This window comes from Pelagibius sp. (assembly GCF_965249265.1).
Classification (GTDB): Bacteria; Pseudomonadota; Alphaproteobacteria; order Kiloniellales; family Kiloniellaceae; genus Pelagibius.
The window spans coordinates 5,333,864-5,359,235 of record NZ_OZ252224.1; the positions used below are offsets into that span (position 1 = coordinate 5,333,864).

Below are 25,372 nucleotides of genomic sequence, written 5' to 3' on the forward strand. Positions count from 1 at the left end.
GGCAAGGGATGACACGGTACAGTGAATGGTGCGAGGAGGAGGAGAAAGAAGTCAACGGCCATAATTTAACGTTGCTCACGGCCGACGATAAGGGCGTATCGGAAGGCGTTGAAGTCCTGCGCGATGCACTCCCTGAACACTATGCGGCTATGCCACGTCTATCACGAATGTTCGCACGGTTGGGCAAGACAAAAACGGCAGCCTATGTCGAAGACAAACTGCCAACAAAGCAGAAGGGGCGCTCGGGCGATCTTTGTGAAGTATTAGCTGTCGCCTTTATTGAAGAAGAGACGATTTTTAGTGAGACGCTCCGAAAGCTGCGCTGGAGCGATCATCGCGAACAAGCGATGCGTGGCGACGACATGATCGCGGTAACGGCCGACCCAGACAATCCTGACCGACTATTGTTCCTCAAAGGTGAAGCCAAAAGTCGGGCCAACTTGACAAAAACGCCCGTGCAGGATGCGCGGAAGGCACTCAAAGCTACAAACGGACGACCAAGTCCCCATGCTCTCGCTTTCTTCGCCGATCGTCTAGCGGAGGAAGGCAGGATCGAGATCAGCGACCGGATCGATGATGCCCAACGTGAAACTGGTATCGCGGTCGACCAGCTTACCCATATGATTTTCGCTTTCTCTGGAAACGATCCGGCTAAGCACCTCGAAAACGATCTAAATGCCTACAAGGGGAAGATCGAACAATGGTCTGTGGGCCTGCGCGTGGCATCCCATCAGGATTTCATTAGGGCGGTCTATCAGGAAGTGAGCCTCAATGGCGTCGGTTGAGGCAGTTGAAGCACGGGTGCGTGAAGCTGCAACACCGGGCTTTCGTGGACGGCTCATCGCCCGCGGCGAAGCGCGCAGCAAAATTTGGCGTAGCGGTCGTTTACCAGCAGACGCGCCAGATTTCTCGATTCTCCTAAGCCATGACCTTCTCTCCTATGGATACACGCTCCTAAGTGATGGGCTGGATCTTCTTGAGCGCAGTGGTGCAATTGACGCGGCGCAGACGGCCTTTGAAGTTGCGGCACAGGCAATCGAATCCGCCATTCACAACGGACCGGATCGATCAGAAACGGATTTCCATCGTTTCGTCGCGGCATCGGCCTATCATCTAGCGCGTTATTCGGCTCGCGCCTTCTCACTGCTTAATGGAAGACTACAAAGCGCTAACCTCTCGATCATTGAAGAGGCACTCTGTCTTCTGATGGTCCGGGATTTGGATCGCCTCGATAATCTCGTCCGCGCCTACAAAAGATCAGCCAATGGTCAAGACGACGTAATCGCCGAGAGGCTAGCTGCGGCGCTCAATGCAACGGACGAAAACGGTGCTCATGCTGGGCCAGAGACCGAGAACCCGTTTATAGAAGCCTTGATGACAGCGCTAGAAGACGAGTTTATCTCTGCCGTGGCGGAAGCTATGCTCGGCTTTGAACATGGGGAAGCGCCGCTGGTAGAGGCCGCTCAAAACCGGTTTGATATCGGGGCGGATATTGCCGGCGAGTCCGGCATGGTAGCAAGTTGGTGGGCACATCGCTTGGCGCGTTTTCTCGTCGGCGATCTGTGGGCGGCGTCATTTCATGAACGGCTGCCCCCTGGCGAGCCGGATACGGAACATCTCGATCGGTGGCGGGAACTACGCGACCTCTTTATCGCGTCGCTCTACAAGCGTAGCCGCGCGGAAATCGACCTGTGGCCGTCGCAGATTGATGCAGCCGCCCGCTCCCTCGATTTGACTGACAATATGGTCATATCTCTGCCAACTAGCGCAGGTAAAACGAGAATCGCTGAGTTGGCCATTCTTGCGTGTCTCGCAGCCGGCAAGCGAGTGATGTTCGTGACGCCCCTAAGGGCGTTGTCGGCACAAAGTGAGGTAGGACTGCAGCGTACCTTCGCACCGCTTGGCATGTCGGTTTCAAGTCTCTACGGCGCGATCGGGTCAAGTCGTAGCGATGAAGATTTGCTTCGTACGCGAGACATAATTGTCGCAACACCGGAAAAACTTGATTTTGCACTTCGCAATGATCCGGGTCTACTTGATGATATTGGCCTTATCGTCCTCGACGAAGGTCATATGATCGGCCTTGGCGAGCGCGAAGTGCGTTATGAGGTGCAGATCCAGCGCCTCTTGCGACGCGAAGACGCGGGCCAACGCCGCATCGTATGTCTGTCGGCCATCCTGCCAGACGACGACCGGTTGGAAGACTTCGTCGGGTGGCTGACCGACGACGGCAAAACGGGGCTCATCGAAAAACCTTGGCGACCAACGCGCCTACGCTATGGCGAAGTGGCGTGGCGCAGAGGCAAAGGCCGCCTTGAAATCTATGTGGGTGAAGACTCACCCTGGGTCGCAAACTTCATTGAGGCGCGACAAGCCCCAAGCAAAAGACGAAAGAAGCCGTTTCCCAATGATCAACGCGAGCTTTGTCTTGCCACTGCTTGGCGTCTTATCGAAGACGGTCAAACAGTCCTGGTCTATTGTCCGATGAAACGATCAGTAGAGCCTTATGCGCGCGAAATTGTTAAGTTGCACAAACAGGGCTTGCTCAATTCACTTATCACCGAAGACGAAGTCGATCTCACTGTCGCCCTATCCGTAGGGGAGGAGTGGTTCGCCAAGGACCATCCTCTGCTGGAATGTCTAAAACTTGGTGTAGCCGTCCATCATGGCTCTCTGCCGACGCCTTATCGCAGAGAGATCGAGCGGCTCTTACGAGCCGGTAAGCTGAAAGTGACAGTATCTTCGCCGACTCTGGCGCAGGGACTTAACCTGACGGCTACAGCGCTTGTTTTTCACGGACTCAAAAGAGGGCGTGATGTCATTGAGGTCTCTCAATTTCGCAATGTCGTCGGTCGTGCTGGACGCGCCTTTATCGATGTCGAGGGTACCGTTCTGCTACCTATGTTCAAGGACCACACCAAAAACCGAAAGACTTGGAAAGAACTAATAGACGATTCCGGCGGCAAGGAGATGGAAAGCGGTCTGTTCATGCTTGTGAGATATCTCATGGCACGGATGATCGACAAGAACGGGATCACAACCCAGGAGCAGCTTACCGAATATGTTGCAAACCAATCTGCCTGGGACTTTCAGGTCACAGATGGACAGGATGCTGAAAGAGCACAAAGCGAGCACCAACAATGGGAGGACTATCTAGCTCTTCTCGACACTGCAATCCTCAGTTTGATGGGAGAAGCGGAGTTTGACGAAGAAAACATCGAAGCAGCACTCGATACGCTTTTGCACTCATCACTTTGGAAACGGCGAATGTCCCGCCAGACCGAGACAGTTCAAACGGTTCTCGATATAGGCCTCAAGGCCAGGACGAGTTATCTGTGGCAGAAGACAAGTGCAAAGCAGCGCCGCGCCTATTTTCTCGCTGGAATTGGCTTACGCACAGGTGCGACACTTGATACTCAAGCAAAGGAACTTACCGAACTTCTCATCGCCGCAAATGGCGCAATTCTGACAGATGACCAAGATAGTGCGGTCGCTGCAATTATTAGTTTTGCCGAACTGGTCTTCAACATAGATCCGTTCAAACCAAAGGATGTACCTGCAAACTGGCGCCAACTAACCGACTACTGGCTGCGCGGATCACTGCTTGTGGGTGTCGGCCAAGAAGTTGATCGAGCTGCGCTGGATTTTATCGAGGAAGCGCTGATCTACAGACTGCCTTGGGCAATGGAAGCAGTCCGAGTTCAGGCTAGCGCTCTTCAAACAATGATCGCAGACGGGACGACTGTGGACGACTATGAAACGAGCCTTGCCGTTACGGCGCTAGAGACGGGTGCGCTCGCCGTTCCAGTCGCCTTGCTAATCAAGTCTGGTTTCGCCTCGCGAACTGGTGCTTTTGCCGCAGTGGATGAAACAAACGCAACATTCAGTGACATGGCTGGGCTCAGGAATTGGCTCAGATCAGATGACATCGCCAATCGCGAACAAAGTGACAAATGGCCAACGCCTGCGTCACGCCCTGCCTGGCTTGATTTCCGCGCTGGTAGTACCGCCGATGCGAGCCGTGTCTGGCGCAAAACAGAAACTACAGTCAATTGCACGTGGCAGACCCCTGAAGAAGTCACTCCCGGAGCACCGGTCAGAGTCGCCAAAGAAAACGAAAGTTGGATTGTCGCTACACCGGACTTTAAGCACATCGGTACAGCTAACGACCACACGGCGCTCTCGCCAAATAGCCTCCTTCGCGCAACGATCACCGATGACAAAAGTGGGATCAACCTTACCGCCTTTGGACCAGTTACATGACACGGCTATGGATTAGCGGTTGTCAAAAAACCACCGTGGGCGATAGCCACCTATAACGCTGTCGCTTAATTGTCAGCTTCACGGTTTGCGGCAACACACGACGTCTGTCGCCCAGAAGTTCGACAAGCCGTTAGCGCTGCTATGAAGCGGCGAATGCAGAATGTTACTTTTCCTCAGACAATTGATGATTTTGTCCGAGGTTTTGTAATACTCTATTCCTTGCTCGGCGCCTAAGCAGTACTGTTTTTCTTCCGGTTCCAGACCAGATCGGCGGACCGATCTTTCTCGAATAGCGCCGCGTAGACGGCTTCAACAAAGCTTGGATCGTCCAGCATGACGCGCTGATAGTCGATTGCGTCATCACCGTTCAACCGCGCTTTCCAGGCCGCACCCAGTTCGGTATCGCCGCCGAAGACTCGAAAGTCCGGCGTCCTGTTGTTCGATTTGTCATCACCCGTGACGATGTGTGCTTTCGTATTCGCCGTCAGAATGCAGATGGTTAGTTTGTAACCGGCTCTCCAACCCATTCGTCCCGGGGAAACTACAAACCATGTCTCCGGTATGGACAGAAAAGGAATGGCGACCCCGGGAGGATTCGAACCTCCGACCTACCGCTTAGGAGGCGGTCGCTCTATCCGGCTGAGCTACGGGGCCAAGTTTTGTGCATTGCCAATCTTATATGTCCGTATGTCGTGAACTTCACGCATCTTCTCGTAACTTCACTGCGCATACGGTTCGCAAAATATGTGGGCACTGTAGCGCTTTGGTTTTTATGAGAAATTTTCGACTTCACCTCTAGATTAGGAATCTGTCGCTCTATCCGGCTGAGCTACGGGGCCTCCGCTGCGGCGTAAGCCGCCTTTAGATAGGCCAATGCGCCGGATTAGGCAATGCGGGCGGCCATGTTTCGAGACGGGCCTGCGGCCCTCCTCAGCATGAGGGCTTAGTACGGCCTCACCCTGAGGAGGCGCGAAAGCGCCGTCTCGAAGGGTGCCTCTGTCACGCTACTCCACCCCTTTGAACCGCTCCGTCGCCGCGACCAGGGCGCGGCGGATGCCGGGTTCCATGGCGGAGTGGCCGGCGTCGGGGACGACCAGGTAGTCGGCCTCCGGCCAGGCGCGGTGCAGGGCGTCGGCGGTGGCGATGGGGCAGACCATGTCATAGCGGCCCTGGATGATGACGGCGGGAATGTTGCGGATCCGGTCGAGGCCCTTCATCAGGGCGTCCTCCTCCAGGAAGACATGGTTTTCGAAGTAGTGCGCCTCGATGCGCGAGAGGCCGAGGGCGTGGCGCTCCTCGCCGAAGGCGGCGACGGTCTGCGGGCTGGGCAGCAGGGTGGAACAGCTCCCCTCATAGACGCTCCAGGCCCGGGCGGCGGGCAGATGCACCTTGGGGTCGGGGTCGAAGAGGCGCTTGCGGTAGGCGGCCATGAGGTCGCCGCGCTCGTCTTCCGGCACGGCGGCGGCGAAGTTGCGCCAGTTTTCCGGGAACACCCTGGCCATGCCGAAGAGGAACCAGTCGATCTCCGCCCGGCTGCCGAGGAAGATGCCGCGCACCACCAGGGCGGAAACCCGCTCCGGGTGGGCCTGGGCGTAGGCCAGCGCCAGGGTCGAGCCCCAGGAGCCGCCGAAGACATGCCAGCGCATGATGCCCAGGTGATCGCGCAGCCGCTCCATATCGGCGATGAGGTGCTGGGTGGAGTTGTTCTCGACGGCGCCCAGGGGTGTGGATCGGCCGGCGCCGCGCTGGTCGAAGACCACGATGCGGTAGTGGCGCGGATCGAAGAAGCGGCGGTGATCCGGCCCCGCCCCGGCGCCGGGCCCGCCATGCAGAAAGACCACAGGCCGGCCCGTCGGGTTGCCCGAGACCTCCCAATACATGCTGTGGGTGTCGTCGAGTTCCAGCCGCCCGCTGTCGTAGGGCTCGATCGGTGAAAACAGGTCCTGCGCGAGCATCCGGCCAGCCTCTTCCTCTTTGTGTCCCCAAAGCCCGGCTTCCTGCATATCCCAGGCGGCCGCGTCGTGCCAACTTTCTTAGGGCTTAGGCGGCCTTGCTTGTCTTGCACCTCTCGCCCGGGCGGGGGCGGCCCTGTAGACTGGTTGCCATGTCGCGATCTGTTTTGCGCCTTTTGCTGGCCGTTTTGCTGCTGCCCGTCGCCTGGCCGGCCCTGGCGGCGGCGCCCGCTGACTTTGAGGAAGCACTCAGTCCCGGCGAGGCGGGCCGGGTGGCCGAGGTGGTCGACGGCGACACCCTGGTGCTGGCGGACGGGCGGGAGATCCGCCTGGTCGGCATCCAGGCGCCGAAACTGCCGCTCGGCCGGGCCGGCTTCGAGCCCTGGCCGCTCTCCGGCGAGGCCAAGGCGCTGCTGGAAGACCTCACCCTGGGCAAGACCGTCGATCTGGGTTTCGGCGGCCGCCGCGGCGACCGTCATGGCCGCGTCCTCGCCCATCTTTTTGTCCGCGAAGCAGGGCCCGAAGAAGGGCGCGAAGCAGGGGGAGGGCCCCGCTGGGTGCAGGGGGCGATCCTGGCGGCCGGCCTCGCCCGGGTCTACAGCTTCGACGACAACCGCAGCCTGATCGCCGAGATGCTGGCCCTGGAGGGCGAAGCCCGGGCCGCCCGGCGCGGCATCTGGGCCGATCCCTTCTATGCTCTGCGCATGGCGGAGGAGGCCGGGCGCTGGCTCGGCGGTTTCGAGCTGGTGGAGGGGCGCGTGGTCGCGGTGGGCCGGGCCGGGCGCAACACCTATCTGAACTTTGCCGAGGACTGGCGCAGCGACTTCACCATCGTGATCGGCAAGCGCGCCGCCGGGCTGTTCGCGGAAGAAGGCATTGACCTGACGGCCTACCAGGGCAAACGTCTGCGCGTGCGCGGCTGGCTGAAGTCGCGCAACGGCCCGATGATTGAGGCGAGCCACCCCGAGCAGATCGAACTGTTGCCCGATTGAATGGTTGCCGATTGAATTGTTGGAGGAATGATGTCCGCGCTCTTCGATTCCCTCAAACGCCCCCTCGGCGTCCTTGCGGTTTTCGCGGTGCTGCTGCCGCTGCTCGGGGCCTGCGCCACAGCGCCGGGGACCGGGCGCACCATCTTCACCGGCGGCCTCAGCGAAGAGGGCGAGGCCGAACTGGGGCGCAAGGAACACCCCAAGGTGATGGCGCAGTACGGCGGCTCCTACACCGACCCGGAACTGAACGCCTATGTGACCTCGGTCGGCAACTTTCTGGCCCAGACCTCGGAGCTGCCGGATCTGAAGTTCACCTTCACCATCCTCGATTCCCCAGTGGTCAACGCCTTCGCCCTGCCCGGCGGCTACGTCTACATCACCCGCGGTCTGCTGGCCCTGGCCGGAAACGAGGCCGAGATGGCCGGTGTGCTGGCGCATGAGATCGGCCACGTGACCGCCCGCCACACGGCGGAGCGCTACGGCCAGTCCATGGCCGCCAACATCGCGGGGGCCGGGCTCGGCGTGCTGCTGGGCGGCCCGGCGGCCCAGGCCGGCGGCACCCTGGGGGCGCTGCTGGTCCGCAGCTATTCGCGCGAGCAGGAATTCGAGGCCGACATGCTGGGCGGCCGCTATCTCGGCCGGGCGCGCTACGACACCCGGGCCATGGCCGGTTTCCTCACCCAGCTTCAGGGGCACAGCCGGCTCGAGGCGGCGCTGGCCGGGCAGCCGGAAAAGGCCGATGCCTTCAACATCATGCAGACCCACCCGCGCACCGCCGACCGTATCGAGCGCGCCCTGCAGCAGGCCGGCGTCAATCCGGTTGCCGACCCGATCCGGGCGCGGGAGATCTACTTCCAGAAGATCGACGGCATGCTTTACGGCGACAAGCCCGAGGAAGGCTACATCCGTGGCCGCAGCTTCGCGCATCCGAAACTGAAGTTCGCCTTCGAGGTACCGGAGGGATTCCGTCTCTACAATCAGTCGAGGCAGGTTCTGGCGCGCAACAGCGACGGCTCGGCGGCAATCGTCTTCGACCGCGCGCCCAAGGCCTACGACGGATCGATGACGGACTACCTTGCCAACGTCTGGGGCCAGAAGCTGCGCCTCTCCGGGCTCGAGGCGATCGAGGTGAACGGTCTGAAGGCCGCCACCGCCGGCGCCAGCAACGGCCGGCAGGACCTGCGCCTGCTGACTCTGCGCTACGATGCCAAGACGATTTATCGCTTTCTCTTCATCACCAAGCCGGACCAGACCGCCGGCTTCAACCGTGGCTTCCGGGAGACCACCTACAGCTTCCGCAGGCTGAGCGATGCCGAAGCGGCGAAGCTGAAGCCGCGGCGGGTCAGGATTTATGAGGTCAAGGCGGGCGACAACCCCGGAAAGATTGCTGCCCGCATGCCTTTTGCCGAGGAAAATCTGAAGCGTTTCCTGGTGTTGAACGGCTTCGACGAAAATGTCGTGCTGCAACGCGGCCAATCGGTGAAAATCATCGCCGAATAGGCAAGAACCTTGAAGCGTTGAAGAAAGTCTCGATGTGAGCAGTGACGCGCGGCGCTTCGATGCGCCGTCAGACGAGCCGCCGCCAGACGAACCGCTGGGAGTCCGTGATGACGCTGCCCGTGACGGTGCTGCGGGCGATGCGGCTGCGGGCGATGTGGCTGTGGGTGATCACGGGCGCCAATCCCATGAGAACGCAACCCTGGCCGTCTTCCGCGTCCGGCGCTGGCGTCCGACCATCGCCGCGATCCTGGTTCTCGGCATCGCCGGCCTGGTGCTGGTGGCGGTTTCGGCCGTGCTGTGGATCTCACTGGGGGCGGCCCAGAAGAACACGGCCAGCCTGATCACCCAAACCGCCGAGTTCACCGTCGACAGCCTGATCGAAACCTTCGACCAGCATCTGGGGGTGGTCGAGCAGCGGATGGTGTTTCTGGCCGAGATCGCTGGGCAGGGCGAGGTGTCGCCCGAGGACCGCGAAGGGCTTACGGAGGTGCTGCTGGGGACCCTAGCCGGAGCGCCGCAGATGACCGGCGTCGCTTTCTTTTCGGCCGAGGGCTGGTCGCAGCGGGTCGGCCGCGGGCCGGAGGGTATCATTCGGCTGTTCGATCCGGTGGAGCCGAATGCGGACACTATCGAGCTGCTTGATGAGATGCGGGGCCGCCGTGAGCCTTCCTGGGGCGGGGTTATCTGGGTCGAGTCCCTCGATCAGGCCCAGGTCGGGGTCACGGCACCGGCTTATCATCAGGGTGAATACATCGGTGCTTTCGCGGCGGTCGTCTCGATCCAGGTGCTCTCGAACTATGTGGCGGAGTTCCAGCAGACTTTCGGCCTGCGCGCTTTCGTTCTCTATGGGCGCGATCATGTGCTGGCCCACCCGCTGCTGCTGTCGGGCGAGCGGCGCGTCAGCGCCGAGAAACCGACCTTGTCCCTGGCGGAGATCGGCGATCCGGATCTGGCGAAGATCTGGGACTCGGGCAGCGAGGAGATCGACATTCTGGAAGGCGAGGATACCAGCCTGCTCGGGCACCTGATCCTCGACGAAGATGATGCCATCATCTTTATCTACAGAAGCGTCGAGGGTTATGGGCCGGAGCCCTTTTATATGGGTGTCTACGGGCGCGACAGCGAGATTGAGCAGGACGAACTGGAGCGTCTGCTGCTCGCCGGCTGGGTCGGCCTCGGCATCCTGGTGGTTGCGCTGCTGCTGGCAGTGGTTCTGGCGCGCGGCATCGCCCGCCCGATCGGCGACCTTTCGACGGCGGCGCGGGCGATCAGCAGTTTCGACTTTCGCCGTGTGCCGAGCGCCAAGGGCAGCCTGATCCGCGAACTCAACTCCGCATCCAGCGCCTTCAATTCAATGCTGAACGGGCTGCGGTGGTTCGAAACCTACGTGCCCCGCGCCCTCGTGCTGCGGCTCATTCAACTGGGTGAGGACGGGGTCCGCTCCGAAGAGCGCCAGGTGACGGTGATCTTCACCGACATCGTCGGTTTCACCGCGGCCAGTCAGAACATGTCGGCGCTGCAGCTTGCGGAATTCCTGAACCACCACTTTGGGCTTCTGGCCGGCGAGATCGAAAAGACCGGCGGCACCGTCGACAAGTATATCGGCGACTCGGTTATGGCCTTCTGGGGCGCGCCCGACGAGCAGCCCGACCACGCCCAGCGGGCCTGCGCGGCCGCCAAAGCGATCAACGCCGCCCTGGCCAAGGACAACCGCGAACGGGCGGCCAAGGGGCTTCCGCCGGTGCGTCTGCGCATCGGCATCCATTCCGGGCCGGCTGTGGTCGGCAATATCGGCGCGCCGGGGCGGGTCAACTACACCCTCATCGGCGACACGGTTAATCTCGCCAACCGGCTGGAAGCCTTCGGCAAGCAGGTCGACGCAGAGGAGGAACCGGCGCTCATCCTGCTGTCGGATGCGACGCGCGCGCTCTTGGGTGAAGAAGCCGCCGTTGAAGAACTGGGCCAGCACGAAATGCGCGGCCGGATCGGTTCCGTCGGGGTTTTCAGGCTGCTTTGACGGGCTGCTTGAGCGCCCTTGGCGCTGTCAGGCCTCGACCAGCAGGTCGCGGGGCCGGCTGACACGCTCCAGCAACAGCGCCTTCATCTTCTGCAGGGCGCGTTGTTCCAACTGACGCACCCGCTCCTTGCTGACGCCGAGGTCCTTGCCGAGATCTTCCAGCGTTTTGGAATCGTCGCTCAGCCGGCGGGCGCGGATGATGGTCTGCTCACGCTGGCTGAGTTCGAGGAGGGCCTGCTCGATCCAGTCGCTGCGGGTCAGGCTGTCGTGAAAGGAGATCACCAGATCTTCCGGGCTGTCGCGCTCGTCGGTCAGGTGGTCCTGCCATTCGTCGTCGCTGTCCTCGCCGATCCGCGTGTTCAACGACTGATCGGAAGCCGAAAGCCGGCTTTCCATGTGGTTCACGTCGTGTAGCGGTACGGAAAGCTGTGTCGCCACCTCGATGCGGCCGTCTTCATCGAAGGGCCGGCCGGAAGCGTCCTCGATGCGCGCGCGCAGGCGGCGGAAGTTGAAGAAGAGGGTTTTTTGCGAGGCCGTCGTTCCGGTGCGGACGATCGACCAGTTGCGCAGGATGAAGTCCTGCATGGCCGAGCGGATCCACCAGGAGGCATAGGTCGAGAAGCGTACGTTGCGTTCCGGTTCGAAACGGCTGGCAGCCTGCAGCAGGCCGATGGTCCCCTCCTGGATGAGGTCGCTCATGGGAAGGCCGTAGTTGCGGAACTTGGTGGCGAGAGAGACCACGAGGCGGGTGTAGGAGCGGATCAGTTCGTGCAGGGAGTCCGCATCGCCGTCGTCACGCCAGGACCGGGCGAGGCGGTATTCCTCTTCGCGGGAGAGCAAGCGTTCCGACATCGTCTGACGGATGAAGCGCGCTTGCGCGCGCTGAGCCTGGGAGTCTTCGTAGAGAGGCATGGCCTGCCCTTTCGCCCTCGTTGCATCTGTCTCTCAATAAACAATTACGGAGACAGGCCGGGGCCGGATCACAGCCAGTTTGGAGAAATTCTAAAATTGTAGGTGTACCAATGATATTAGCGCGGGCTGATATTTTGATGGAATCACCTCAAAATGCGCCTTTAAGCCTCGATTTGGTCCTCTAAGCTGCCATCTGTGCGAAAACAGGCGGCCAGCAGCTTGCCGCCAAAGCCGCAGCCGGCATCGAGGGTTGCGGTAAAGGCGCCCAGCTCCAGGCCCGGATGATGGGGGCTGAAGCCGCGCACCACGCGGGCGAAACCGCCGTAGGAGGTGTCCAGATCCGGAAAGCCCGCCGCGCCCCACCAGAAACTGTCTTTCTGGGTTTCGAGCGGGCGGCTCGGGTCGAGGCCGGCATTGACGAAGAGCAGGCCCTGGCCGCCGCCCTGCACGTCGGTATAGGCGGCGCGGCGCAGGCCGCCGAGTAATTCATAGTGACCGGGATGGTCCTGGATCCTGCGGCGCAGGGCGCCGGTCCAGCGGGTCAACTGGCGCGGCCCCGCAGCGGCCTCGCGCAGCCCTTCCGCCGGATCGATGCCATAGGCTTCCAGGCTTGCGGCCACGCCCTGATCGAGCATCCACTGCAGCACGCCTTTGGGGTCGGTGGCGAATTGCAGTTGCAGCAGCTTCTGCCACATCTCTTCCTGACTGCCGCGCAGCAGAACCACGTCGCTGGCGAAGGCATCGGGCCGGGCCATGAAGAGACTGCGGAAGCGCAGCAGGGCGTTCAGGGTCGCCAGGGTGCCGGAGCCGCGGCCGATCAGGTTGCCGAGATAGACGAGGCGGTCGCCGAACGCCAGGCGGTTGGTCAGCGCCACATGCAGGCGGTCAAGCTGAGCCGGACAGGCATGAATGGAGGAAACGGCCCAAACCCGACGGCTGGCCCGGAGAATCGCGAATTTCTGCCGATTCTCCATAGTGTCGGCGTTCTAGCTCCGGAGGTTTGGGCCGGAACGGCGCGGCCTTTGGGGCCGCGCTGCCCGGACGTGAATTCAGGCTGCCAGGAGCTTTTCGAGTTTCGTGGCTGCCGCGGTCTCGTCGATCTTCTCGACCGCCGCCAGTTCGCGGGCCAACCGGTCGAGCGCGGCCTGGTACATCTGCCGTTCGCTGTAGGACTGGTCGGGCTGATCGGCGTTGCGGTGCAGGTCGCGCACCACCTCGGCAATGGATACCGGGTCGCCGGAGTTGATCTTGGCTTCGTATTCCTGGGCCCGGCGGCTCCACATCGTGCGCTTGGCGCGGCTGCGGCCCTTCAAGGTGGTCAAGGCCGTATCCATCATCTTGCGGCTCGACAGCTTGCGCAGGCCGGAGTTTGCCGCCTTGTCGACGGGGACCCGCAGGGTCATGCGGTCCTTTTCAAACTTGATGACGATCAGATCCAGGGTTATGCCGGTGACTTCCTGCGTCTCGATGCCCAACACCCGGCCGACGCCGTGGGTCGGATAGACAACGTAATCACCCTCATCGTACTCGCTCTTTGCCATGCTCCGCTCTCTCCAATCGGCCTTCAGGCCGGTCGCCGTTCCCGCTTAACTCTTCCGGATCGACACCTGAAAACGCCTATTTCTGGGACCGTCGCACAAAGCGATGCCAGGTCACCAAGTAATCATTCTGTCCGTGCCCTGGAATCACCTGTTCACTAAGACCACTGCACGAAAACAACTACCGCGCCCCCGATTCTGCTCAGTGGCGCGTCTCGTCTTATTCAGCCCTCATGTCATCTAAATAACACATAAGTGCTGAAAAAACAACTGCTGCAGGTGCGAAGAGCCCGGTTTCCCCCCAGTTTCCGCGGGTCTCCAGGCTCTGCGGGGCTTGTCAGGGTTAATCGGGTCTGCGCTCGCCGGGCCAGGATTGAAATCCCGGCCCCGCGGTGCGCCCGACAGTGATTGTACTGATCGTCAGCCGTCGGTGTTGCCGGGATTGGCGGAGAAGAACTTCTCGTACTTGCCGCTCTGGCCCCTGAACTCGTCGGCATCGGCCGGGGCGTCGCCCTTGCGGGTGATGTTGGGCCACTTGGCGTCGCTGTATTCGCGGTTCAGTTCCAACCAGGTCTCGGCCTGGGGGTCGGTGTCGGGCACGATCGCTTCGGGCGGGCACTCGGGCTCGCAGACGCCGCAGTCGATGCATTCGTCCGGGTGGATCACCAGCATGTTCTCACCCTCATAGAAGCAGTCGACGGGGCAGACCTCGACGCAGTCCATGTACTTGCACTTGATGCAGGCTTCGGTGACGACGTAAGTCATCGCTCAACTCTCCTTATGCGGCCGCCGGGCGGCTCCTTTATTTGTTTCCACCGACAGTTCCGGCGGCTCTTCGGGCCGCCTTTTGGATGTCCTCAGCTTTCCTGGCCTCGACTTTCCGGGCCTCGACTTTCCGGGCCTCAACTCTCCTGGCCGAGACGGGCGCGGGCGCGCTTGCGGGCATCGCCGCTGTCGCGGTCGCTCACATGCAGCAGGCCGGCGAGGCGCCGCATCAGATTCGATTCATAGTCGTGCAGCGTTCCGTCCGCGTAGGCGACTTCCCACAGCATCTCCATCAATTCGACGCGCTCGCTCTCGGAAAAGGCATCGTCGATGACGCGTGTGAAGCCGAAGATCTGGATCGAACTGTCGACCTTATCGCTGGCCGCCTGCAGCAGCTCCTGACTCTCCGCCTCGTTCAGTTTGAAGCGCCGCTGAACCAGTTCGACGATCTTGTTGCGCTCCGCGTCGCCGAAATCGTCGTCCATCTGTGCCGCCTCAACCAAGAGGGCGACGGCTGCGAGCTGCAGCTCATCGTTTCCATGATTGCCGGCAGCGGCTTCTCCAGCTTCGAGCTGGTCGCTGAAAAGGGCTTTGATCCTGTCGAGCACGGCTTTGCCTATCACCCTGCGTTGCTTGGCGCAACCCCAGGCCTTGTGCGGTCTTTGGCGCTTGCCGACGGCCTGTCGTCTGGCTTAGCGTGCAGCGCAAGAGAGGCTGAATTCAGATGCTCATCAGATGACGGGACGTTCGCCGGCAACACCGGGGGGTACAGAATCAAGGGCTGCCAGCGCGCCAGGGCCGGAGGCGAGGCGTCATGCGCCGGCGACCGCGCGCAACCGTGCGGCGATCGCCGAAGCCCTGCAGGACTGGCTGCCCGGGAAGGGTTCTTTGCTGGAGCTGGCCAGCGGCACCGGCGGGCACGCGCTCTATCTTTCGGCACGGCTGCCGAGCATCGACTGGCTGCCCAGCGAACCGGATCCGGCCCTGTGCCGCAGTATCGAGGCTTACCGCCTGAGCGACGGCGGCGCCAACCTCTCGGCCCCTCTGGCGGTCGACGTGACGGCCGCTGACTGGCGCTTGCCCGAGACGGCGCTGCCGCTGGCGGCGATGGTCTGCATCAACATGATTCACATCGCCCCCTGGGCGGCGGCGGAGGGCCTCTTTGCCGGTGCCGCCCGCTATCTTGCCCCCGGCGGCGGCCTGTTTCTTTACGGGCCCTTCAAACGCGGCGGGGCGCATACGGCGCCCAGCAACGCGGCCTTCGACGAAAGTCTGCGCGCCCGCGACCCTGCCTGGGGTGTGCGCGATCTGGAGGCGGTGAGCGATCTCGCCCGTCGCGCGGGCCTGGCGCCGCCGTTGATCCGCGAGATGCCGGCCAACAACCTGTCGCTCTGGTTTGCCAGAGATGCAGACCCAAAGGACGGTCAGTGACCGACCCGTCCGTGATTGAAGCGAAGGCCCTGGAGCGGGAGGGGGGCGCCGGTTATCCCGACACCTACTACGTGGCCACGGCCAAAGGGCTGACGCCGTCGCAACCGCTGGACGGCAGTACGGATTGCGACGTCTGCGTGGTGGGCGGCGGCTATACCGGCACTGCGACGGCCTTGCATCTGGCCGAGCGCGGTTACAAGACCGTGCTGCTGGAAAGCCAGCGCATCGGCTGGGGGGCTTCCGGGCGCAACGGCGGTCAGTTCTGCAGCGGCCAGCGCATCGAGCCTGCGGCCATGACCAAGCTGATGGGGGCGGAACGGGCGCGCCGGCTTTGGGACCTGGCGGAGGAATCCAAGGCCATCGTGCGCGAGCGGATTGCCCGCCACGCCATCGACTGCGACCTGAGACCGGGCCTGATCGCCGCGGCTTTCAAAGCTTCCCACCTGCCGGAAATCGTCGACTACGCGGAGAGCCTGCGCGACGACTACGGCTATCCGCATATCCGCCCGCTGTCGCGTGACGAGCTGCGGGAAATGCTGGGCACGGATCTCTATCACGGGGGCTGCATCGACAGCGATGCCGGTCATCTGCATCCCCTGAACTATGTGCTGGGTCTGGCCCGGGCGGCGCGGGAGGCCGGCGTCGCGATCCATGAAGAGACGCCGGCTACGGCGATCAGCCGCGACGGCGGCGGGCATCGCATCACCACGGCACGCGGCGATGTCCGGGCCGACCGGCTGGTGCTGGCGTGCAACGGTTACCTCGGTGGGATCGAACGGCGCATCGCCGGCAAGATCATGCCGATCAACAATTTCATCATCGCCACCGAGCCGCTCGGCGAAGACCGGGCAAGGTCCGTCATTGCCAACGATGCGGCGGTGGCGGATTCAAAGCACGTGCTCGACTATTACCGGCTCTCCGCGGATGGGCGGTTGCTGTTCGGTGGTGGCGAGACTTACCGGGCCGCCTATCCCAAGGACATCGCCGGGGTGGTGCGGCCCTGCATGCTGAAAGTCTTTCCTCAGCTTGAAGACGTCAGGATCGACTATGCCTGGGGCGGCACCCTTGCGATCACCATGCATCGCCTGCCGGCTTACGGGCGGCTCGACGAGGGTCTCTATTATGCCCAGGGATTTTCCGGCCAGGGCGTGGCGCTGACCTCGCTGGCCGGCAAGGTGATTGCCGAAGCCATCGATGGCGAAACCGACCGCTTCGATCTCCTGGCCTCGGTGCCGAGCCCGCAGTTCCCCGGCGGCACCCTGCTGCGCTGGCCGACCCTGGTCGCCGGCATGCTCTACCACGCGCTGCTGGACCGGCTTTAAGACTGCATTTTCCGGCGATCTTGTGTCGTTCCGGCCTCTCCCCGCCCGCAGGCAAAGGGCGGATTGAACCTTTGCCGCCTTCGTCACGCCTAACCCTTTAGAACACCAAGCCAGGGTGCTGTGGGGGCAGCAATTGGGCATTCGGGAAAAAGGGAAGAACAATGAAGATCAAAACTCTGACCATGGTCGCCCTGGCGGCGATTGCCGCCGGTGCCCTCAGCCTTTCCGAGCCCGTGGCGGCCGCAGGCGGGGCCAAGACGAAGTTTGAGCGCACCAAGATTCACGACAATGCCGGCAGCCTTGGCGACGCCGCCGAGCAGCCCGACCCCAAGTCAAAGCAAGTCGCGCCGCAGCCGGAGCCGCCGGTCGAGAAGCCGAATAAGAAACAGGCGCCCGCGCAGCCCTGACTCGCAGGGTTCTTCGCCGCTTGCCGCCGTGCCGCTGTTTTGGTTGCCGGACAACGCCGCACTGTCATTCCGGATAAGATATCCTCATGAGCGATTCCCGCGACGTCGCGTCTTTTGAAACTGCTGTTCTGACGAGTCCGCTGCTGGTGCCGGTGCTGGACGCCTGGCGGCAGATTGACCTGCCGGATGCCTGGCTGGTGGCCGGTGCGGTGGCCCAGACCTTCTGGAACCAGGCGCACGGCTTCCAGCCCGCCTTCGGCATCAAAGACGTCGATATCGTCTACCACGATGCGGTCGACCTTTCCGAGGCGGCGGAGATCAGGAATTCCTGGCGGATCAGCCGGGCCTTTTCCGCCCTGCCGCTGCGCTTCGACGTGAAGAACGAAGCGCGGGTCCATCTCTGGTACGAAGACAAGTTCGGCTATCCCATCGATCCCTATGAATCAACAGAGGCGGCCATCGCCACCTTTCCGACGACGGCGACCGCCATCGGTGTGCGCCCTTCCGGTGACGGTCTTCAGGTCTGCGCGCCCTTCGGCCTCGACGATCTGTTGGACCTGACCTTGCGGCCCAACAAGGTTCAGATCACCCCGGCAATCTACCGCGCCAAGGTTGCCCGCTGGACGGCCCTTTGGCCGAAGCTGAAGGTCATCGATTGGGAGGGCTGATGCGCCTCCCGTTCGGATCTTCAGTCTTCCAACTGCCGGTGGACCATTTTGCCGAGCGTCCCGATACTCTTTTCGATCCGCGCATCCCAGGCGTGACCGCAACTGAGGCGCAGGCAGTTGCGATAGCGCCCGGCGGCGGAGAAGACGTCGCCGGGGGCAAAACAGATGCCCTTGGTCAGGGCACGGTCGAAGAGTTGGCGGCTGTCGAAACCCGCGGGCAGCTCGAGCCACAGCACGAAGCCGCCGGCCGGGCGGGTGACACGGGTGCTCGCCGGAAAGCTGCGGCCGATGGCGCGGGTCATGCGGTCGATGTGATCGGCGAAGACCAGGCGCATGCGGCGCAGGTGGCTGTCGTAGCCGCCGGAGGCCAGGAAGGCGGCGATGGCCACCTGGGGCAGCGCCGGGCCGCAGAGGGTGAGGGCGAACTTCTCTTCCAGAATGCGGTCGATATGCCGGGCGGCGGTGATCCAGCCGACCCGGTACCCCGGGGCGACGGTCTTGGAAAAAGAACTGCAGTAGAGGATGTCGGCTTTCGGCCGCAGGGCCATGAAGGGCTTGGGGCGTTCCTTGCCGAAATAGATGTCGCCGTAGATATCGTCCTCGATCAGGGGCACGCCGTGGGCTTCCAGCAGATCGACGATCCTGCGTTTCTTTGCCTCGCTCATGGCAAAGCCCAGCGGGTTGTTGAAGCTGGAGGAAAACAGGCAGGCGCGCACCGGCTTCGAAGCCAAGGCCTTCTCCAGGGCATCGGTCTCGATCCCCTTGGTCGCGTCCGTCGGCAGTTCCAGGGCTTTCAGCCCGAGGGACTCCAGAACCTGCAGCAAGCCGAAATAGGTCGGCGATTCGATGGCCACGGTATCGCCGCGTTTGGTTACCGCCCGCAGGGCCAGCGACAGGGCCTCGGTGCAGCCGCAGGTGATGGCGGTGTCCCCGGGGGCAACAACCTGACCCCAGCGCAGGGCGCGCCGCGCGATCTCCGCGCGCAGCTCCGCATCGCCTCGGGGTTCGGTATAGATGTTGTAGTCCGTGCCCTTGGTGCGGGCGGCGCGGGCGAGAAAACGGTCGAGGCGTCCGGCGGCGAGCAGCTCGGCGCTGGGAATGGCGCAGCCCAGCGGCACCAGCTCCGGATTGGCCGCGTGTTCGAGCAGATCGGTTATGCCTGGGGTGACGGTGACCTTTGCCGCCTTCGGCGGCGGGCTTGAGACGGCGGGCTTGTCCAGTGCCACGCGGCTGCCGGCGGCGACGTAGAAACCCGAACGCGGCCGCGCCTCCAGCACCCCGCGGTCCTCCAGCAGGCGATAGGCCTGCAGCGCTGTCGACATGCTGGCTTTGTGTTGCGCCGCCACCTTGCGCAGCGAGGGCGCGCGCATGCCCGCGCGCAAGGTGCCGTTCTCCACCAGGGCGGTGACGAAGCCGGCAAGGTCTTCATAGCGGCGCGGCTGGTCCGACACAGTTTCGCTCCCTCCGGCGGGTTGACCGGTACAAAGATGAAAAAAGCAATCTGTACCGGTTACAATTCATGAATTCTATATCTGTTACAAGCGCCCAGTTTCGGTCAATCTCTCCGCAGATCACCTCACTTTCTGCAGGAGCAGTGCCATGGCCCAACCCCCGAAGCGGTTTCCGCGCAACGACATCATGTCGCTGACGGCAGGGACGCCGCGCTATGACCTCGCCGAAAGCATCGGGCCGGACCTGCTGCTGCGCGAACTGCTGAATCCGGCCGAAGATGGGGACATGGCCGAACTCGCGCTCAGCTACGGCACCACGGCGGGCGACCCCGCCCTGCGGAAGACGCTTGCGGAAAGCCACGGCGTCGATGCGGACGACGTGGTGATCACCGTCGGCGGCATGCAGGCGCTGTTTCTCATCGCCTTCATTCTCTGCCGTCCGGGCGACAAGGTCGTCACCACGGCGCCGCTGTTTCCCAACGCCCGCAATACCCTGGTGTCGGTGGGCGCGGAGATAACCGACCTGCCGCTCTCTTTCGATAACGGCTATCGCCTCGACCTGGAGGCGCTGCGCCGCAGTCTCTCGGCGGAAACGAAACTGGTTGCCCTGGCCACGCCGCAGAACCCCTCCGGCGTCGCCGTCCCGCAGAAGACGATACGGGAAATCCTGGCGCTGATGGCGGTGGCCTCGCCCGATGCCTATCTTCTGGTTGACGAAACCTACCGGGAAGCGGCTTACGGCGATGAGCCGGTGACACCCAGCATGGCCCCTTTGGATCCGCGGATCGTTTCCTGTGCGTCTTTGTCCAAGTGTCATGGCGCGCCGGGCCTGCGCCTGGGTTGGGCGATCACCCGCGATGCCGCCCTGCGCGAACAACTGCTGCTCGGCAAGTTCACCACGGTGATCGCCTGTTCGCGTGCCGACGAGGCCCTGGCCCTGCGCGTTCTGCAGCGCAGCGATGCGATTATCGGCGCAAGGCGCGTGCAGTTGTACAAAGGCTTGGCGAAGACCGCGGCCTGGGTTGCCGAGCATAGCGATTTCGTCGATTGGATTCGCCCGGATGCCGGCGCCCTCTGTTGTATCCGCCTCAAGCCTGAAGTCTTCGATGACGCCGCCGTCGCGCGCTTCTACGATGGCCTTGCCGGTCGGGACGTGCGCGTTGCCGATGGCCGCTGGTTCGGCGACGAGGCGCGGGTTTTCCGTCTCGGTTTCGGGCTGCTTTCGATGGCGGAGCTGGAGGCCGGGCTTGCCGCCGTCTCGACCACGCTGCGCCTTGCGGTGAGGGACGCCGCATAGAGGCAGCACAAGATTCGGATATCTTCCGGGCGGGCGCTGTCTCTAGTTTCCGATGACCGGCTGGCGATGTCCGCCGCTGCCCGGCCGGTCTTCGTTGCCTCCCGCGCCCCCCGACGGAGATTCCGTAATGACCGTGAGCATCCCCCTTTCCATCACCCCCCTCTCGGCGGCCCGCGATGCCGTGGTGGCGGCGTTGGCCGACGGCACCGCCCCCGGCGGCCTGCCCGCCGCCCAGTTGCTCGAACGGGCAAGCCTGAAACTCTATTTCTACGAACCGCGCGGCATCGACCATCAGCCGCCCCATGAACAAGACGAGGTCTATGTCGTGGTCAGCGGCTCCGGCACCTTCGCCGTCGGCGCCAGCGAAGAGACCCTGCAGCGCCGGCCCTTCGGACCCGGTGACGCGATCTTCGTACCCGCCGGGGCGATCCACCGCTTCGAAGACTTCACCGACGACTTCGGCACCTGGGTGATGATGTACGGCCCGGAGGGCGGTGAGTTGCCGGAACCAGCCCTCGGTCTGACGCCGCACTGAGGGCCCATTCCCGGCCGGTATTCGTGTTAGCCTGCACGGCATGGCGAACACGGCACAGAGTGTTATCGACGTCCTCAGTCGGCTGCACCGGGCAGGCTTGTCCTGCCTGCTGTTCGGCGGCTGGGCGGAAGAAGCTTTGGGTCTGGCGCCGCCACGGCAACATCGTGACATCGACCTGCTGTTGACGGCGGATGGTTTTGGCGTACTTGACCGACTGCTCAGGACCGGTCCGCTGCTTGACGAGATCGCGGGTAAACGCTTCGCCCATAAACGTGCTTTCCTCTTCGAAGACGTCATGGTGGAAGCAACCCTGGTTCAGCGGGACGGCGCGGGTCGACGGACTCTGTTCTGGGGTGATGTTCCTTTCGACTGGTTGTCGCCCCTGGCCGAGGACGGCGCTTTGGGCGGGCAGGCGGTGGCCTGTGCTTCGCGCAGCAATCTGCGGCACTATCGCGAGAGGCACCGCGCGACCGAACCCTGGCGCTGGCGCGATGACGCCTCTCTCGTGGCGCCTGCCGGTTAGCGGGGAGACGCAAAGCCTGTTCCAGGCAACCCCAACCTTGCTCGTGAGAGACGTCCGTGACAGGGTTTCAGAATGCTTGGTGACATAAACCTTCCCCTCATTCTGCTGGCGGCATTGATTGCCAGTTGCAGCCCCGGCCCGGCGACCCTGGCCATCGCCGGTACCTCGATGAGTGCCGGGCGCGGCTACGGCCTCGTCCTGGCCTCCGGTATCACCACGGGGTCCCTGACTTGGTCGGTCGGCGCGGCCCTGGGACTGGGGGCGGTGATGCTGGCCAATGCCTGGGCTTTTGAGATGATCCGATATCTCGGCGCCTGCTATCTGCTGTTCCTGGCTTACAAGTCCGCACGCGCGGCGATGACGTCGGGCGATCTGCCGGCCCGGCGTCTGTCGACGCCGACGCTGCGGAGCGCTTATGGCAAGGGTTTGGCGCTGCACCTGACCAATCCCAAGGCGATCCTGTTTTTCGGTTCGCTCTTTGCTGTCGGGGTGCCGCCGGGCTCGCCGCCGGAAGCTTTGATCATGGTGATTCTCGCCGTCGGCCTGCAGAGCGCCCTGGTGTTCCATGGCTACGCCCTGCTGTTCTCCAGCCCGCCGATGATGACCGGTTACATGAAACTGCGCCGCTGGTTCGAGGCCGTTTTTGCGGTGGCCTTCGGCGCTGCCGGGGTCAAGATCCTTACCACGCGCCTGGACTGAACGGGGCTCACTCGGTTTCGCGCAGGCGGTCGAGATCGCGGCGCTCGCGCTTGGTTGGGCGCCCGGCGCCGGGCTCGCGCAGCGCCACTTTCTCCGTTGCCGAGGGGGTACCCCTGGGCAGGCGGCTTTCGGCGTCGGGCGGCTTCAGATCTTCATAGAGCGCCTGGGCCTCGCTGGCCGGGCCGCGGCGTTCGGCCAGGGCGAGAACCTTCACCACCCGGATGTGGCGCGCCTGGGGAAAGGTCAGCACGTCGCCGACCCTGACCTTGGTGTGCGGCTTCACGACGCCTTGGCCGGAAAGGCGCAGCTTGCCCGCCTGGCAGACCTTGCCGGCCAGGCTGCGGGTCTTGAAGAAACGCGCGTACCACAGCCACTTGTCGGCGCGAAGTCCCCCATCGGTTTCGCTCATGGGTCGGCCTCGCTCATGCGGCGGCCATCTTCAATCTCCCCCCGGAACAAGGTCGCGCAGAACGGCAAAGGGGGAATCGGCGTAGCGCTTCTCATCCATCTGTTTCTTTCGCGTCGGCTTCTTGCCGCGTTTCCGCGGCCGTTTGGCCGGCTTGTCCGATCTATCCTGTATGGGCGTTGCGTCCTTGGCGTCGCGTTTTTTGGGTCTGCTGCCCTTGCGGCTGTAGTGGACGATGCCCTCGCTGTCGCGCTGCCGGCGATAGCCGAGGGCGAAGAGCAGGGCCGCCATGTCGGCCTCGTCGGACTCCGCCAGCTTGCAGAGTTCGGGGCTGAGGGCGAGCGATCCGCTCTCGGCGGCGAGGCGATGGGTTTCCCGCGCCAGCCGCTCCAGAACGTCGGCGCGCGCGGCGAAGGGCGCGCCGCTGCGGCGGGTGATCAGGCGAAAGCCGAGGGCGTGACAGAAGCTCTCGGCTTTGTCTTTTGGCAGGCCAAGGTCCGTCAGATCGAAAGTCTTGGCGCCGCGCGGTGGCAGCGCCGGCTGATCGCAACCGGCCCGCACGGACCAGAGACGCGCGCGCAAGGCCAGCATGCGTTCCTGTTGAAGGCGCGGCAGGAAGAGGCTGGCGGCGCCGAGGCGCAGCCCCAGGGCGGCCAGGGTCTTGCGGTCGGCCTTGGTCAAGAGCGCGATCTGGGCCGAGAGCGGGCGGCGCGGCAGGGTGCCCAGCGCCTCGACCAACTGGAACAGCAGGCCGCGCCCGGGGGCGGAGAGTTCCGCCTGCTGCGCCTCGATCAGCGGCTTCAGGGTGGCGCCGATGTGGCGCGCCAGCCAGAGACTGCAGCGCTTGCGCAGACGCTCGCGCGCCGGGCCGTCGAGGAAATCGCTGTGCAGCACCTCGATGCGCGGCGTCAGCACCGTATCGCCGGGCTGCAGGCGGGCGATCGGCGTGCCGCGCCAGGTGATCCTGTTTTCGGCGAGGGCGAAAGCGCCATCGTTGTCCTGTTCCAGTTGTTTGATGCGCCGCGGGATCTCCCCCACCAGGGCGCGGCGGGCGGCGGCCAGCAGAGGCCGCGCGTCATCGCCCTTGGCTTCCTCGTCCAGCTCGAAGCGGAAGCCGGCGAAACGTCCGACGAATTCGCCCTCCACTACCACCTCTCCGTTCTTGCGCACCGCGCCGATCAGTTCGCCGTCGCCGCGCAGGCGGCGCACCAGAACCGCCGCCCGGCGGTCGACGAAGCGCTGGGTCAACTGCTCGTGCAGGGCATCGGAAAGGGCGTCTTCGATGGCGCGGGCGCGCGCCTGCCAGTGCTCGACGTCGTCCAGCCAGTCGCCGCGGTGGGTGATGTAGGTCCAGGTACGGATGTGGGCGAGCCGCGCCGTCAACTGGTCGATGTCACCGTCGCAACGCTCCAGCCGGGCAAGCTGCGCGGCCACCCAGCTCTCCGGCAGGCGGCGGTCGTTGCTCATCAGCCTGACGTAGATCTGGGCCAGCAGCTGGGCGTGATGGTCCGAGAGAATCTTTCGGAAGTCCGGCACCTGGCAGACCTCCCACAACAGGGCGACGGACTCCGGCGTCGTGGCCAGGGCGGCGATCTCCGCCTCCTTGGCGAGGGTCGCCAGGGCGGTCTGGTCGTCGGCCTGCTGGGCCAGCAGCAGTTCGGGGCGCGGCGGGCGGCGGTCGAGGCTTTTCAGCAGCGCGGCGGGATCACTGAAATCAAGCTCCGGGTTGCGCCAGTGGAGGAAGGACAGCGGCGGAAAGACGTGGTTCTCCACCGCCTCCACCAGGCTGTCGCTGAGGGGACCGATCTCCGTTGTCGTGCCGAAGGTGCCGTCGTTCATGTGACGCCCGGCGCGGCCGGCGATCTGGGCAACCTCCGGCGCCGTCAGGCGGCGCTGGCCGCGGCCGTCGAACTTGCGCAGCTTGGCAAAGGCGACGTGGTCGAGGTTCAGGTTCAGGCCCATGCCGATGGCGTCGGTGGCGACGAGGTAGTCGACCTCCCCGGCCTCGAACATCGCCACCTGGGCGTTGCGGGTACGCGGGCTCAGCGCCCCCAGCACCACCGCGGTGCCGCCGCGCTGGCGGCGCAGCAACTCGGCGGTGGCATAAACCTCGGAGGCGGAGAAAGCGACCACGGCGGAGCGCGGCGGCAGGCGGGTCAGCTTCTGCGGGCCGGTGTAGCTGAGGGTGGAAAAGCGCGGGCGGGTGATGAACTCCGCCTCCGGCACCAGCTTCTGCAGCACCGGGCGGATCGCCTCGGCGCCGAGGAACATGGTCTCGGCAAAGCCGCGGGCATGGAGCAGTCGGTCGGTGAAGACATGGCCGCGCTCCGGATCGGCGCAGAGCTGGATCTCGTCGACGGCCAGGAAGGAAACCGGGCGGTCCACCGGCATGGACTCCACCGTGCAGCAGAAGTAGCGCGCCGAGGGCGGCACGATCTTTTCCTCGCCGGTCACCAGGGCGACCTGGGCGGCGCCCTTCGCCTGGGCGATGCGCTCATAGTTCTCCCGCGCCAGCAGGCGCAAGGGGAAGCCGATCATGCCGCTGGCGTGGCCCAGCATGCGGTCGATGGCCAGATAGGTCTTGCCGGTGTTGGTCGGCCCCAGGACGGCCGTGATCTGCGCCTTTTCCTGGACCTGCGCAAAGAGCGACATAGCCTTCAGAATCGGGACTTCCCAGGCCCATTGCAAGCTTTC

The 25,372-nt window shown here is 63.6% G+C and carries 23 protein-coding genes and 1 tRNA gene; 13 read left to right on the forward strand and 11 right to left on the reverse strand.

Features of this window, described 5'->3' with window-relative positions:
* The first annotated feature begins 8 nt into the window (after positions 1 to 8).
* The gene (locus ACP146_RS24785) at positions 9 to 785 is read left to right on the forward strand and encodes a Hachiman antiphage defense system protein HamA (RefSeq protein WP_422369433.1); all 777 of its coding nucleotides are present in this window, start codon (positions 9 to 11) and stop codon (positions 783 to 785) included.
* Positions 772 to 4,263 (forward strand): DEAD/DEAH box helicase, encoded by a 3,492-nt coding sequence (locus ACP146_RS24790; protein WP_422369434.1) that lies wholly within the window; start codon positions 772 to 774, stop codon positions 4,261 to 4,263. The genes ACP146_RS24785 and ACP146_RS24790 overlap by 14 nt, the downstream gene beginning before the upstream one ends.
* A gap of 230 nt (positions 4,264 to 4,493) precedes the next feature.
* Here the strand turns inward: ACP146_RS24790 and ACP146_RS24795 are convergent, their stop codons facing one another.
* The 3 genes from ACP146_RS24795 to pip all read right to left on the reverse strand — a co-directional run bounded on the left by ACP146_RS24795 (position 4,494) and on the right by pip (position 6,218).
* The gene (locus ACP146_RS24795) at positions 4,494 to 4,790 is read right to left on the reverse strand and encodes a DUF736 domain-containing protein (protein WP_422369435.1); all 297 of its coding nucleotides are present in this window, start codon (positions 4,788 to 4,790) and stop codon (positions 4,494 to 4,496) included.
* A 50-nt stretch (positions 4,791 to 4,840) separates the two neighbouring features.
* A tRNA-Arg gene (locus tag ACP146_RS24800) sits at positions 4,841 to 4,917 on the reverse strand.
* A gap of 350 nt (positions 4,918 to 5,267) precedes the next feature.
* The gene (gene pip, locus ACP146_RS24805) at positions 5,268 to 6,218 is read right to left on the reverse strand and encodes a prolyl aminopeptidase (RefSeq protein WP_422369436.1); all 951 of its coding nucleotides are present in this window, start codon (positions 6,216 to 6,218) and stop codon (positions 5,268 to 5,270) included.
* 149 nt (positions 6,219 to 6,367) lie between these two features.
* Between pip and ACP146_RS24810 the strand changes: the two genes are divergently transcribed.
* The 3 genes from ACP146_RS24810 to ACP146_RS24820 are packed head-to-tail and all read left to right on the forward strand — an operon-like array spanning position 6,368 to position 10,724.
* A complete protein-coding gene (locus ACP146_RS24810) occupies positions 6,368 to 7,207 on the forward strand; it encodes a thermonuclease family protein (protein WP_422369437.1) in 840 nt (279 codons plus the stop codon).
* A 30-nt stretch (positions 7,208 to 7,237) separates the two neighbouring features.
* Positions 7,238 to 8,707, forward strand: coding sequence for a M48 family metalloprotease (locus ACP146_RS24815; RefSeq protein WP_422369438.1), 1,470 nt, complete (start codon positions 7,238 to 7,240; stop codon positions 8,705 to 8,707).
* Positions 8,708 to 8,741: 34 nt separating this feature from the next.
* Positions 8,742 to 10,724, forward strand: a complete 1,983-nt coding sequence (locus ACP146_RS24820; protein WP_422369439.1) for an adenylate/guanylate cyclase domain-containing protein — start codon at positions 8,742 to 8,744, stop codon at positions 10,722 to 10,724.
* A 27-nt stretch (positions 10,725 to 10,751) separates the two neighbouring features.
* Here the strand turns inward: ACP146_RS24820 and ACP146_RS24825 are convergent, their stop codons facing one another.
* The 5 genes from ACP146_RS24825 to ACP146_RS24845 all read right to left on the reverse strand — a co-directional run bounded on the left by ACP146_RS24825 (position 10,752) and on the right by ACP146_RS24845 (position 14,562).
* Positions 10,752 to 11,636, reverse strand: a complete 885-nt coding sequence (locus ACP146_RS24825; protein ID WP_422369440.1) for an RNA polymerase factor sigma-32 — start codon at positions 11,634 to 11,636, stop codon at positions 10,752 to 10,754.
* 161 nt (positions 11,637 to 11,797) lie between these two features.
* Positions 11,798 to 12,610, reverse strand: a complete 813-nt coding sequence (locus tag ACP146_RS24830; protein WP_422369441.1) for a hypothetical protein — start codon at positions 12,608 to 12,610, stop codon at positions 11,798 to 11,800.
* 75 nt (positions 12,611 to 12,685) lie between these two features.
* Complete coding sequence (locus tag ACP146_RS24835; protein WP_422369442.1) at positions 12,686 to 13,177, reverse strand: CarD family transcriptional regulator; 492 nt, start codon at positions 13,175 to 13,177, stop codon at positions 12,686 to 12,688.
* 417 nt (positions 13,178 to 13,594) lie between these two features.
* The gene (gene fdxA, locus ACP146_RS24840) at positions 13,595 to 13,939 is read right to left on the reverse strand and encodes a ferredoxin FdxA (RefSeq protein ID WP_422369443.1); all 345 of its coding nucleotides are present in this window, start codon (positions 13,937 to 13,939) and stop codon (positions 13,595 to 13,597) included.
* A gap of 137 nt (positions 13,940 to 14,076) precedes the next feature.
* On the reverse strand, positions 14,077 to 14,562 hold the full coding sequence (locus ACP146_RS24845; RefSeq protein WP_422369444.1) for a TerB family tellurite resistance protein: 486 nt from the start codon (positions 14,560 to 14,562) through the stop codon (positions 14,077 to 14,079).
* Positions 14,563 to 14,674: 112 nt separating this feature from the next.
* Here ACP146_RS24845 and ACP146_RS24850 point away from each other — a divergent pair, with 112 nt between their 5' ends.
* The 4 genes from ACP146_RS24850 to ACP146_RS24865 all read left to right on the forward strand — a co-directional run bounded on the left by ACP146_RS24850 (position 14,675) and on the right by ACP146_RS24865 (position 17,767).
* Entirely contained in the window at positions 14,675 to 15,370 is a 696-nt protein-coding gene (locus tag ACP146_RS24850) for a DUF938 domain-containing protein (protein WP_422369445.1), read from the forward strand.
* On the forward strand, positions 15,367 to 16,692 hold the full coding sequence (locus ACP146_RS24855; protein ID WP_422369446.1) for an NAD(P)/FAD-dependent oxidoreductase: 1,326 nt from the start codon (positions 15,367 to 15,369) through the stop codon (positions 16,690 to 16,692). Before ACP146_RS24850 ends, ACP146_RS24855 begins: the two co-directional genes overlap by 4 nt.
* Before the next feature lie 161 nt (positions 16,693 to 16,853).
* A complete protein-coding gene (locus tag ACP146_RS24860) occupies positions 16,854 to 17,099 on the forward strand; it encodes a hypothetical protein (protein WP_422369447.1) in 246 nt (81 codons plus the stop codon).
* 86 nt (positions 17,100 to 17,185) lie between these two features.
* Positions 17,186 to 17,767 carry a nucleotidyltransferase family protein gene (locus ACP146_RS24865; RefSeq protein WP_422369448.1) on the forward strand — a complete coding sequence of 194 codons (582 nt, stop codon included), beginning with the start codon at positions 17,186 to 17,188 and terminating at the stop codon, positions 17,765 to 17,767.
* 20 nt (positions 17,768 to 17,787) lie between these two features.
* On the opposite strand, the gene ACP146_RS24870 is transcribed toward ACP146_RS24865, so the two are convergent.
* On the reverse strand, positions 17,788 to 19,218 hold the full coding sequence (locus ACP146_RS24870) for a PLP-dependent aminotransferase family protein (protein WP_422369449.1): 1,431 nt from the start codon (positions 19,216 to 19,218) through the stop codon (positions 17,788 to 17,790).
* A 148-nt stretch (positions 19,219 to 19,366) separates the two neighbouring features.
* Here ACP146_RS24870 and ACP146_RS24875 point away from each other — a divergent pair, with 148 nt between their 5' ends.
* The 4 genes from ACP146_RS24875 to ACP146_RS24890 all read left to right on the forward strand — a co-directional run bounded on the left by ACP146_RS24875 (position 19,367) and on the right by ACP146_RS24890 (position 22,272).
* Positions 19,367 to 20,515, forward strand: a complete 1,149-nt coding sequence (locus ACP146_RS24875) for a pyridoxal phosphate-dependent aminotransferase (RefSeq protein WP_422369450.1) — start codon at positions 19,367 to 19,369, stop codon at positions 20,513 to 20,515.
* A 127-nt stretch (positions 20,516 to 20,642) separates the two neighbouring features.
* Complete coding sequence (locus ACP146_RS24880; protein ID WP_422369451.1) at positions 20,643 to 21,050, forward strand: cupin domain-containing protein; 408 nt, start codon at positions 20,643 to 20,645, stop codon at positions 21,048 to 21,050.
* A 40-nt stretch (positions 21,051 to 21,090) separates the two neighbouring features.
* On the forward strand, positions 21,091 to 21,573 hold the full coding sequence (locus ACP146_RS24885) for a nucleotidyltransferase domain-containing protein (protein ID WP_422369452.1): 483 nt from the start codon (positions 21,091 to 21,093) through the stop codon (positions 21,571 to 21,573).
* A 72-nt stretch (positions 21,574 to 21,645) separates the two neighbouring features.
* Complete coding sequence (locus ACP146_RS24890; RefSeq protein WP_422369453.1) at positions 21,646 to 22,272, forward strand: LysE family translocator; 627 nt, start codon at positions 21,646 to 21,648, stop codon at positions 22,270 to 22,272.
* A 7-nt stretch (positions 22,273 to 22,279) separates the two neighbouring features.
* On the opposite strand, the gene ACP146_RS24895 is transcribed toward ACP146_RS24890, so the two are convergent.
* Both ACP146_RS24895 and ACP146_RS24900 read right to left on the reverse strand, forming a co-directional pair.
* Positions 22,280 to 22,681: an RNA-binding S4 domain-containing protein gene (locus ACP146_RS24895; protein ID WP_422369454.1), complete on the reverse strand. Its 402-nt coding sequence runs from the start codon at positions 22,679 to 22,681 to the stop codon at positions 22,280 to 22,282.
* A 30-nt stretch (positions 22,682 to 22,711) separates the two neighbouring features.
* On the reverse strand, positions 22,712 to 25,330 hold the full coding sequence (locus ACP146_RS24900) for a helicase-related protein (protein WP_422369455.1): 2,619 nt from the start codon (positions 25,328 to 25,330) through the stop codon (positions 22,712 to 22,714).
* Positions 25,331 to 25,372 lie beyond the last annotated feature (42 nt).

What these genes read in the sequence shown, in the direction of transcription:
- ACP146_RS24785 (WP_422369433.1), top strand. Translation starts at nt 9, where the DNA reads ATGACACGGTACAGTGAATGGTGCGAGGAGGAGGAGAAAGAAGTCAAC.
- ACP146_RS24790 (WP_422369434.1), top strand. Translation starts at nt 772, where the DNA reads ATGGCGTCGGTTGAGGCAGTTGAAGCACGGGTGCGTGAAGCTGCAACA.
- ACP146_RS24795 (WP_422369435.1), bottom strand. Translation starts at nt 4,790, where the DNA reads ATGGGTTGGAGAGCCGGTTACAAACTAACCATCTGCATTCTGACGGCG.
- pip (WP_422369436.1), bottom strand. Translation starts at nt 6,218, where the DNA reads ATGCTCGCGCAGGACCTGTTTTCACCGATCGAGCCCTACGACAGCGGG.
- ACP146_RS24810 (WP_422369437.1), top strand. Translation starts at nt 6,368, where the DNA reads ATGTCGCGATCTGTTTTGCGCCTTTTGCTGGCCGTTTTGCTGCTGCCC.
- ACP146_RS24815 (WP_422369438.1), top strand. Translation starts at nt 7,238, where the DNA reads ATGTCCGCGCTCTTCGATTCCCTCAAACGCCCCCTCGGCGTCCTTGCG.
- ACP146_RS24825 (WP_422369440.1), bottom strand. Translation starts at nt 11,636, where the DNA reads ATGCCTCTCTACGAAGACTCCCAGGCTCAGCGCGCGCAAGCGCGCTTC.
- ACP146_RS24830 (WP_422369441.1), bottom strand. Translation starts at nt 12,610, where the DNA reads ATGGAGAATCGGCAGAAATTCGCGATTCTCCGGGCCAGCCGTCGGGTT.
- ACP146_RS24835 (WP_422369442.1), bottom strand. Translation starts at nt 13,177, where the DNA reads ATGGCAAAGAGCGAGTACGATGAGGGTGATTACGTTGTCTATCCGACC.
- fdxA (WP_422369443.1), bottom strand. Translation starts at nt 13,939, where the DNA reads ATGACTTACGTCGTCACCGAAGCCTGCATCAAGTGCAAGTACATGGAC.
- ACP146_RS24850 (WP_422369445.1), top strand. Translation starts at nt 14,675, where the DNA reads ATGACGGGACGTTCGCCGGCAACACCGGGGGGTACAGAATCAAGGGCT.
- ACP146_RS24860 (WP_422369447.1), top strand. Translation starts at nt 16,854, where the DNA reads ATGAAGATCAAAACTCTGACCATGGTCGCCCTGGCGGCGATTGCCGCC.
- ACP146_RS24865 (WP_422369448.1), top strand. Translation starts at nt 17,186, where the DNA reads ATGAGCGATTCCCGCGACGTCGCGTCTTTTGAAACTGCTGTTCTGACG.
- ACP146_RS24875 (WP_422369450.1), top strand. Translation starts at nt 19,367, where the DNA reads ATGGCCCAACCCCCGAAGCGGTTTCCGCGCAACGACATCATGTCGCTG.
- ACP146_RS24880 (WP_422369451.1), top strand. Translation starts at nt 20,643, where the DNA reads ATGACCGTGAGCATCCCCCTTTCCATCACCCCCCTCTCGGCGGCCCGC.
- ACP146_RS24885 (WP_422369452.1), top strand. Translation starts at nt 21,091, where the DNA reads ATGGCGAACACGGCACAGAGTGTTATCGACGTCCTCAGTCGGCTGCAC.
- ACP146_RS24890 (WP_422369453.1), top strand. Translation starts at nt 21,646, where the DNA reads ATGCTTGGTGACATAAACCTTCCCCTCATTCTGCTGGCGGCATTGATT.
- ACP146_RS24895 (WP_422369454.1), bottom strand. Translation starts at nt 22,681, where the DNA reads ATGAGCGAAACCGATGGGGGACTTCGCGCCGACAAGTGGCTGTGGTAC.
- ACP146_RS24900 (WP_422369455.1), bottom strand. Translation starts at nt 25,330, where the DNA reads ATGTCGCTCTTTGCGCAGGTCCAGGAAAAGGCGCAGATCACGGCCGTC.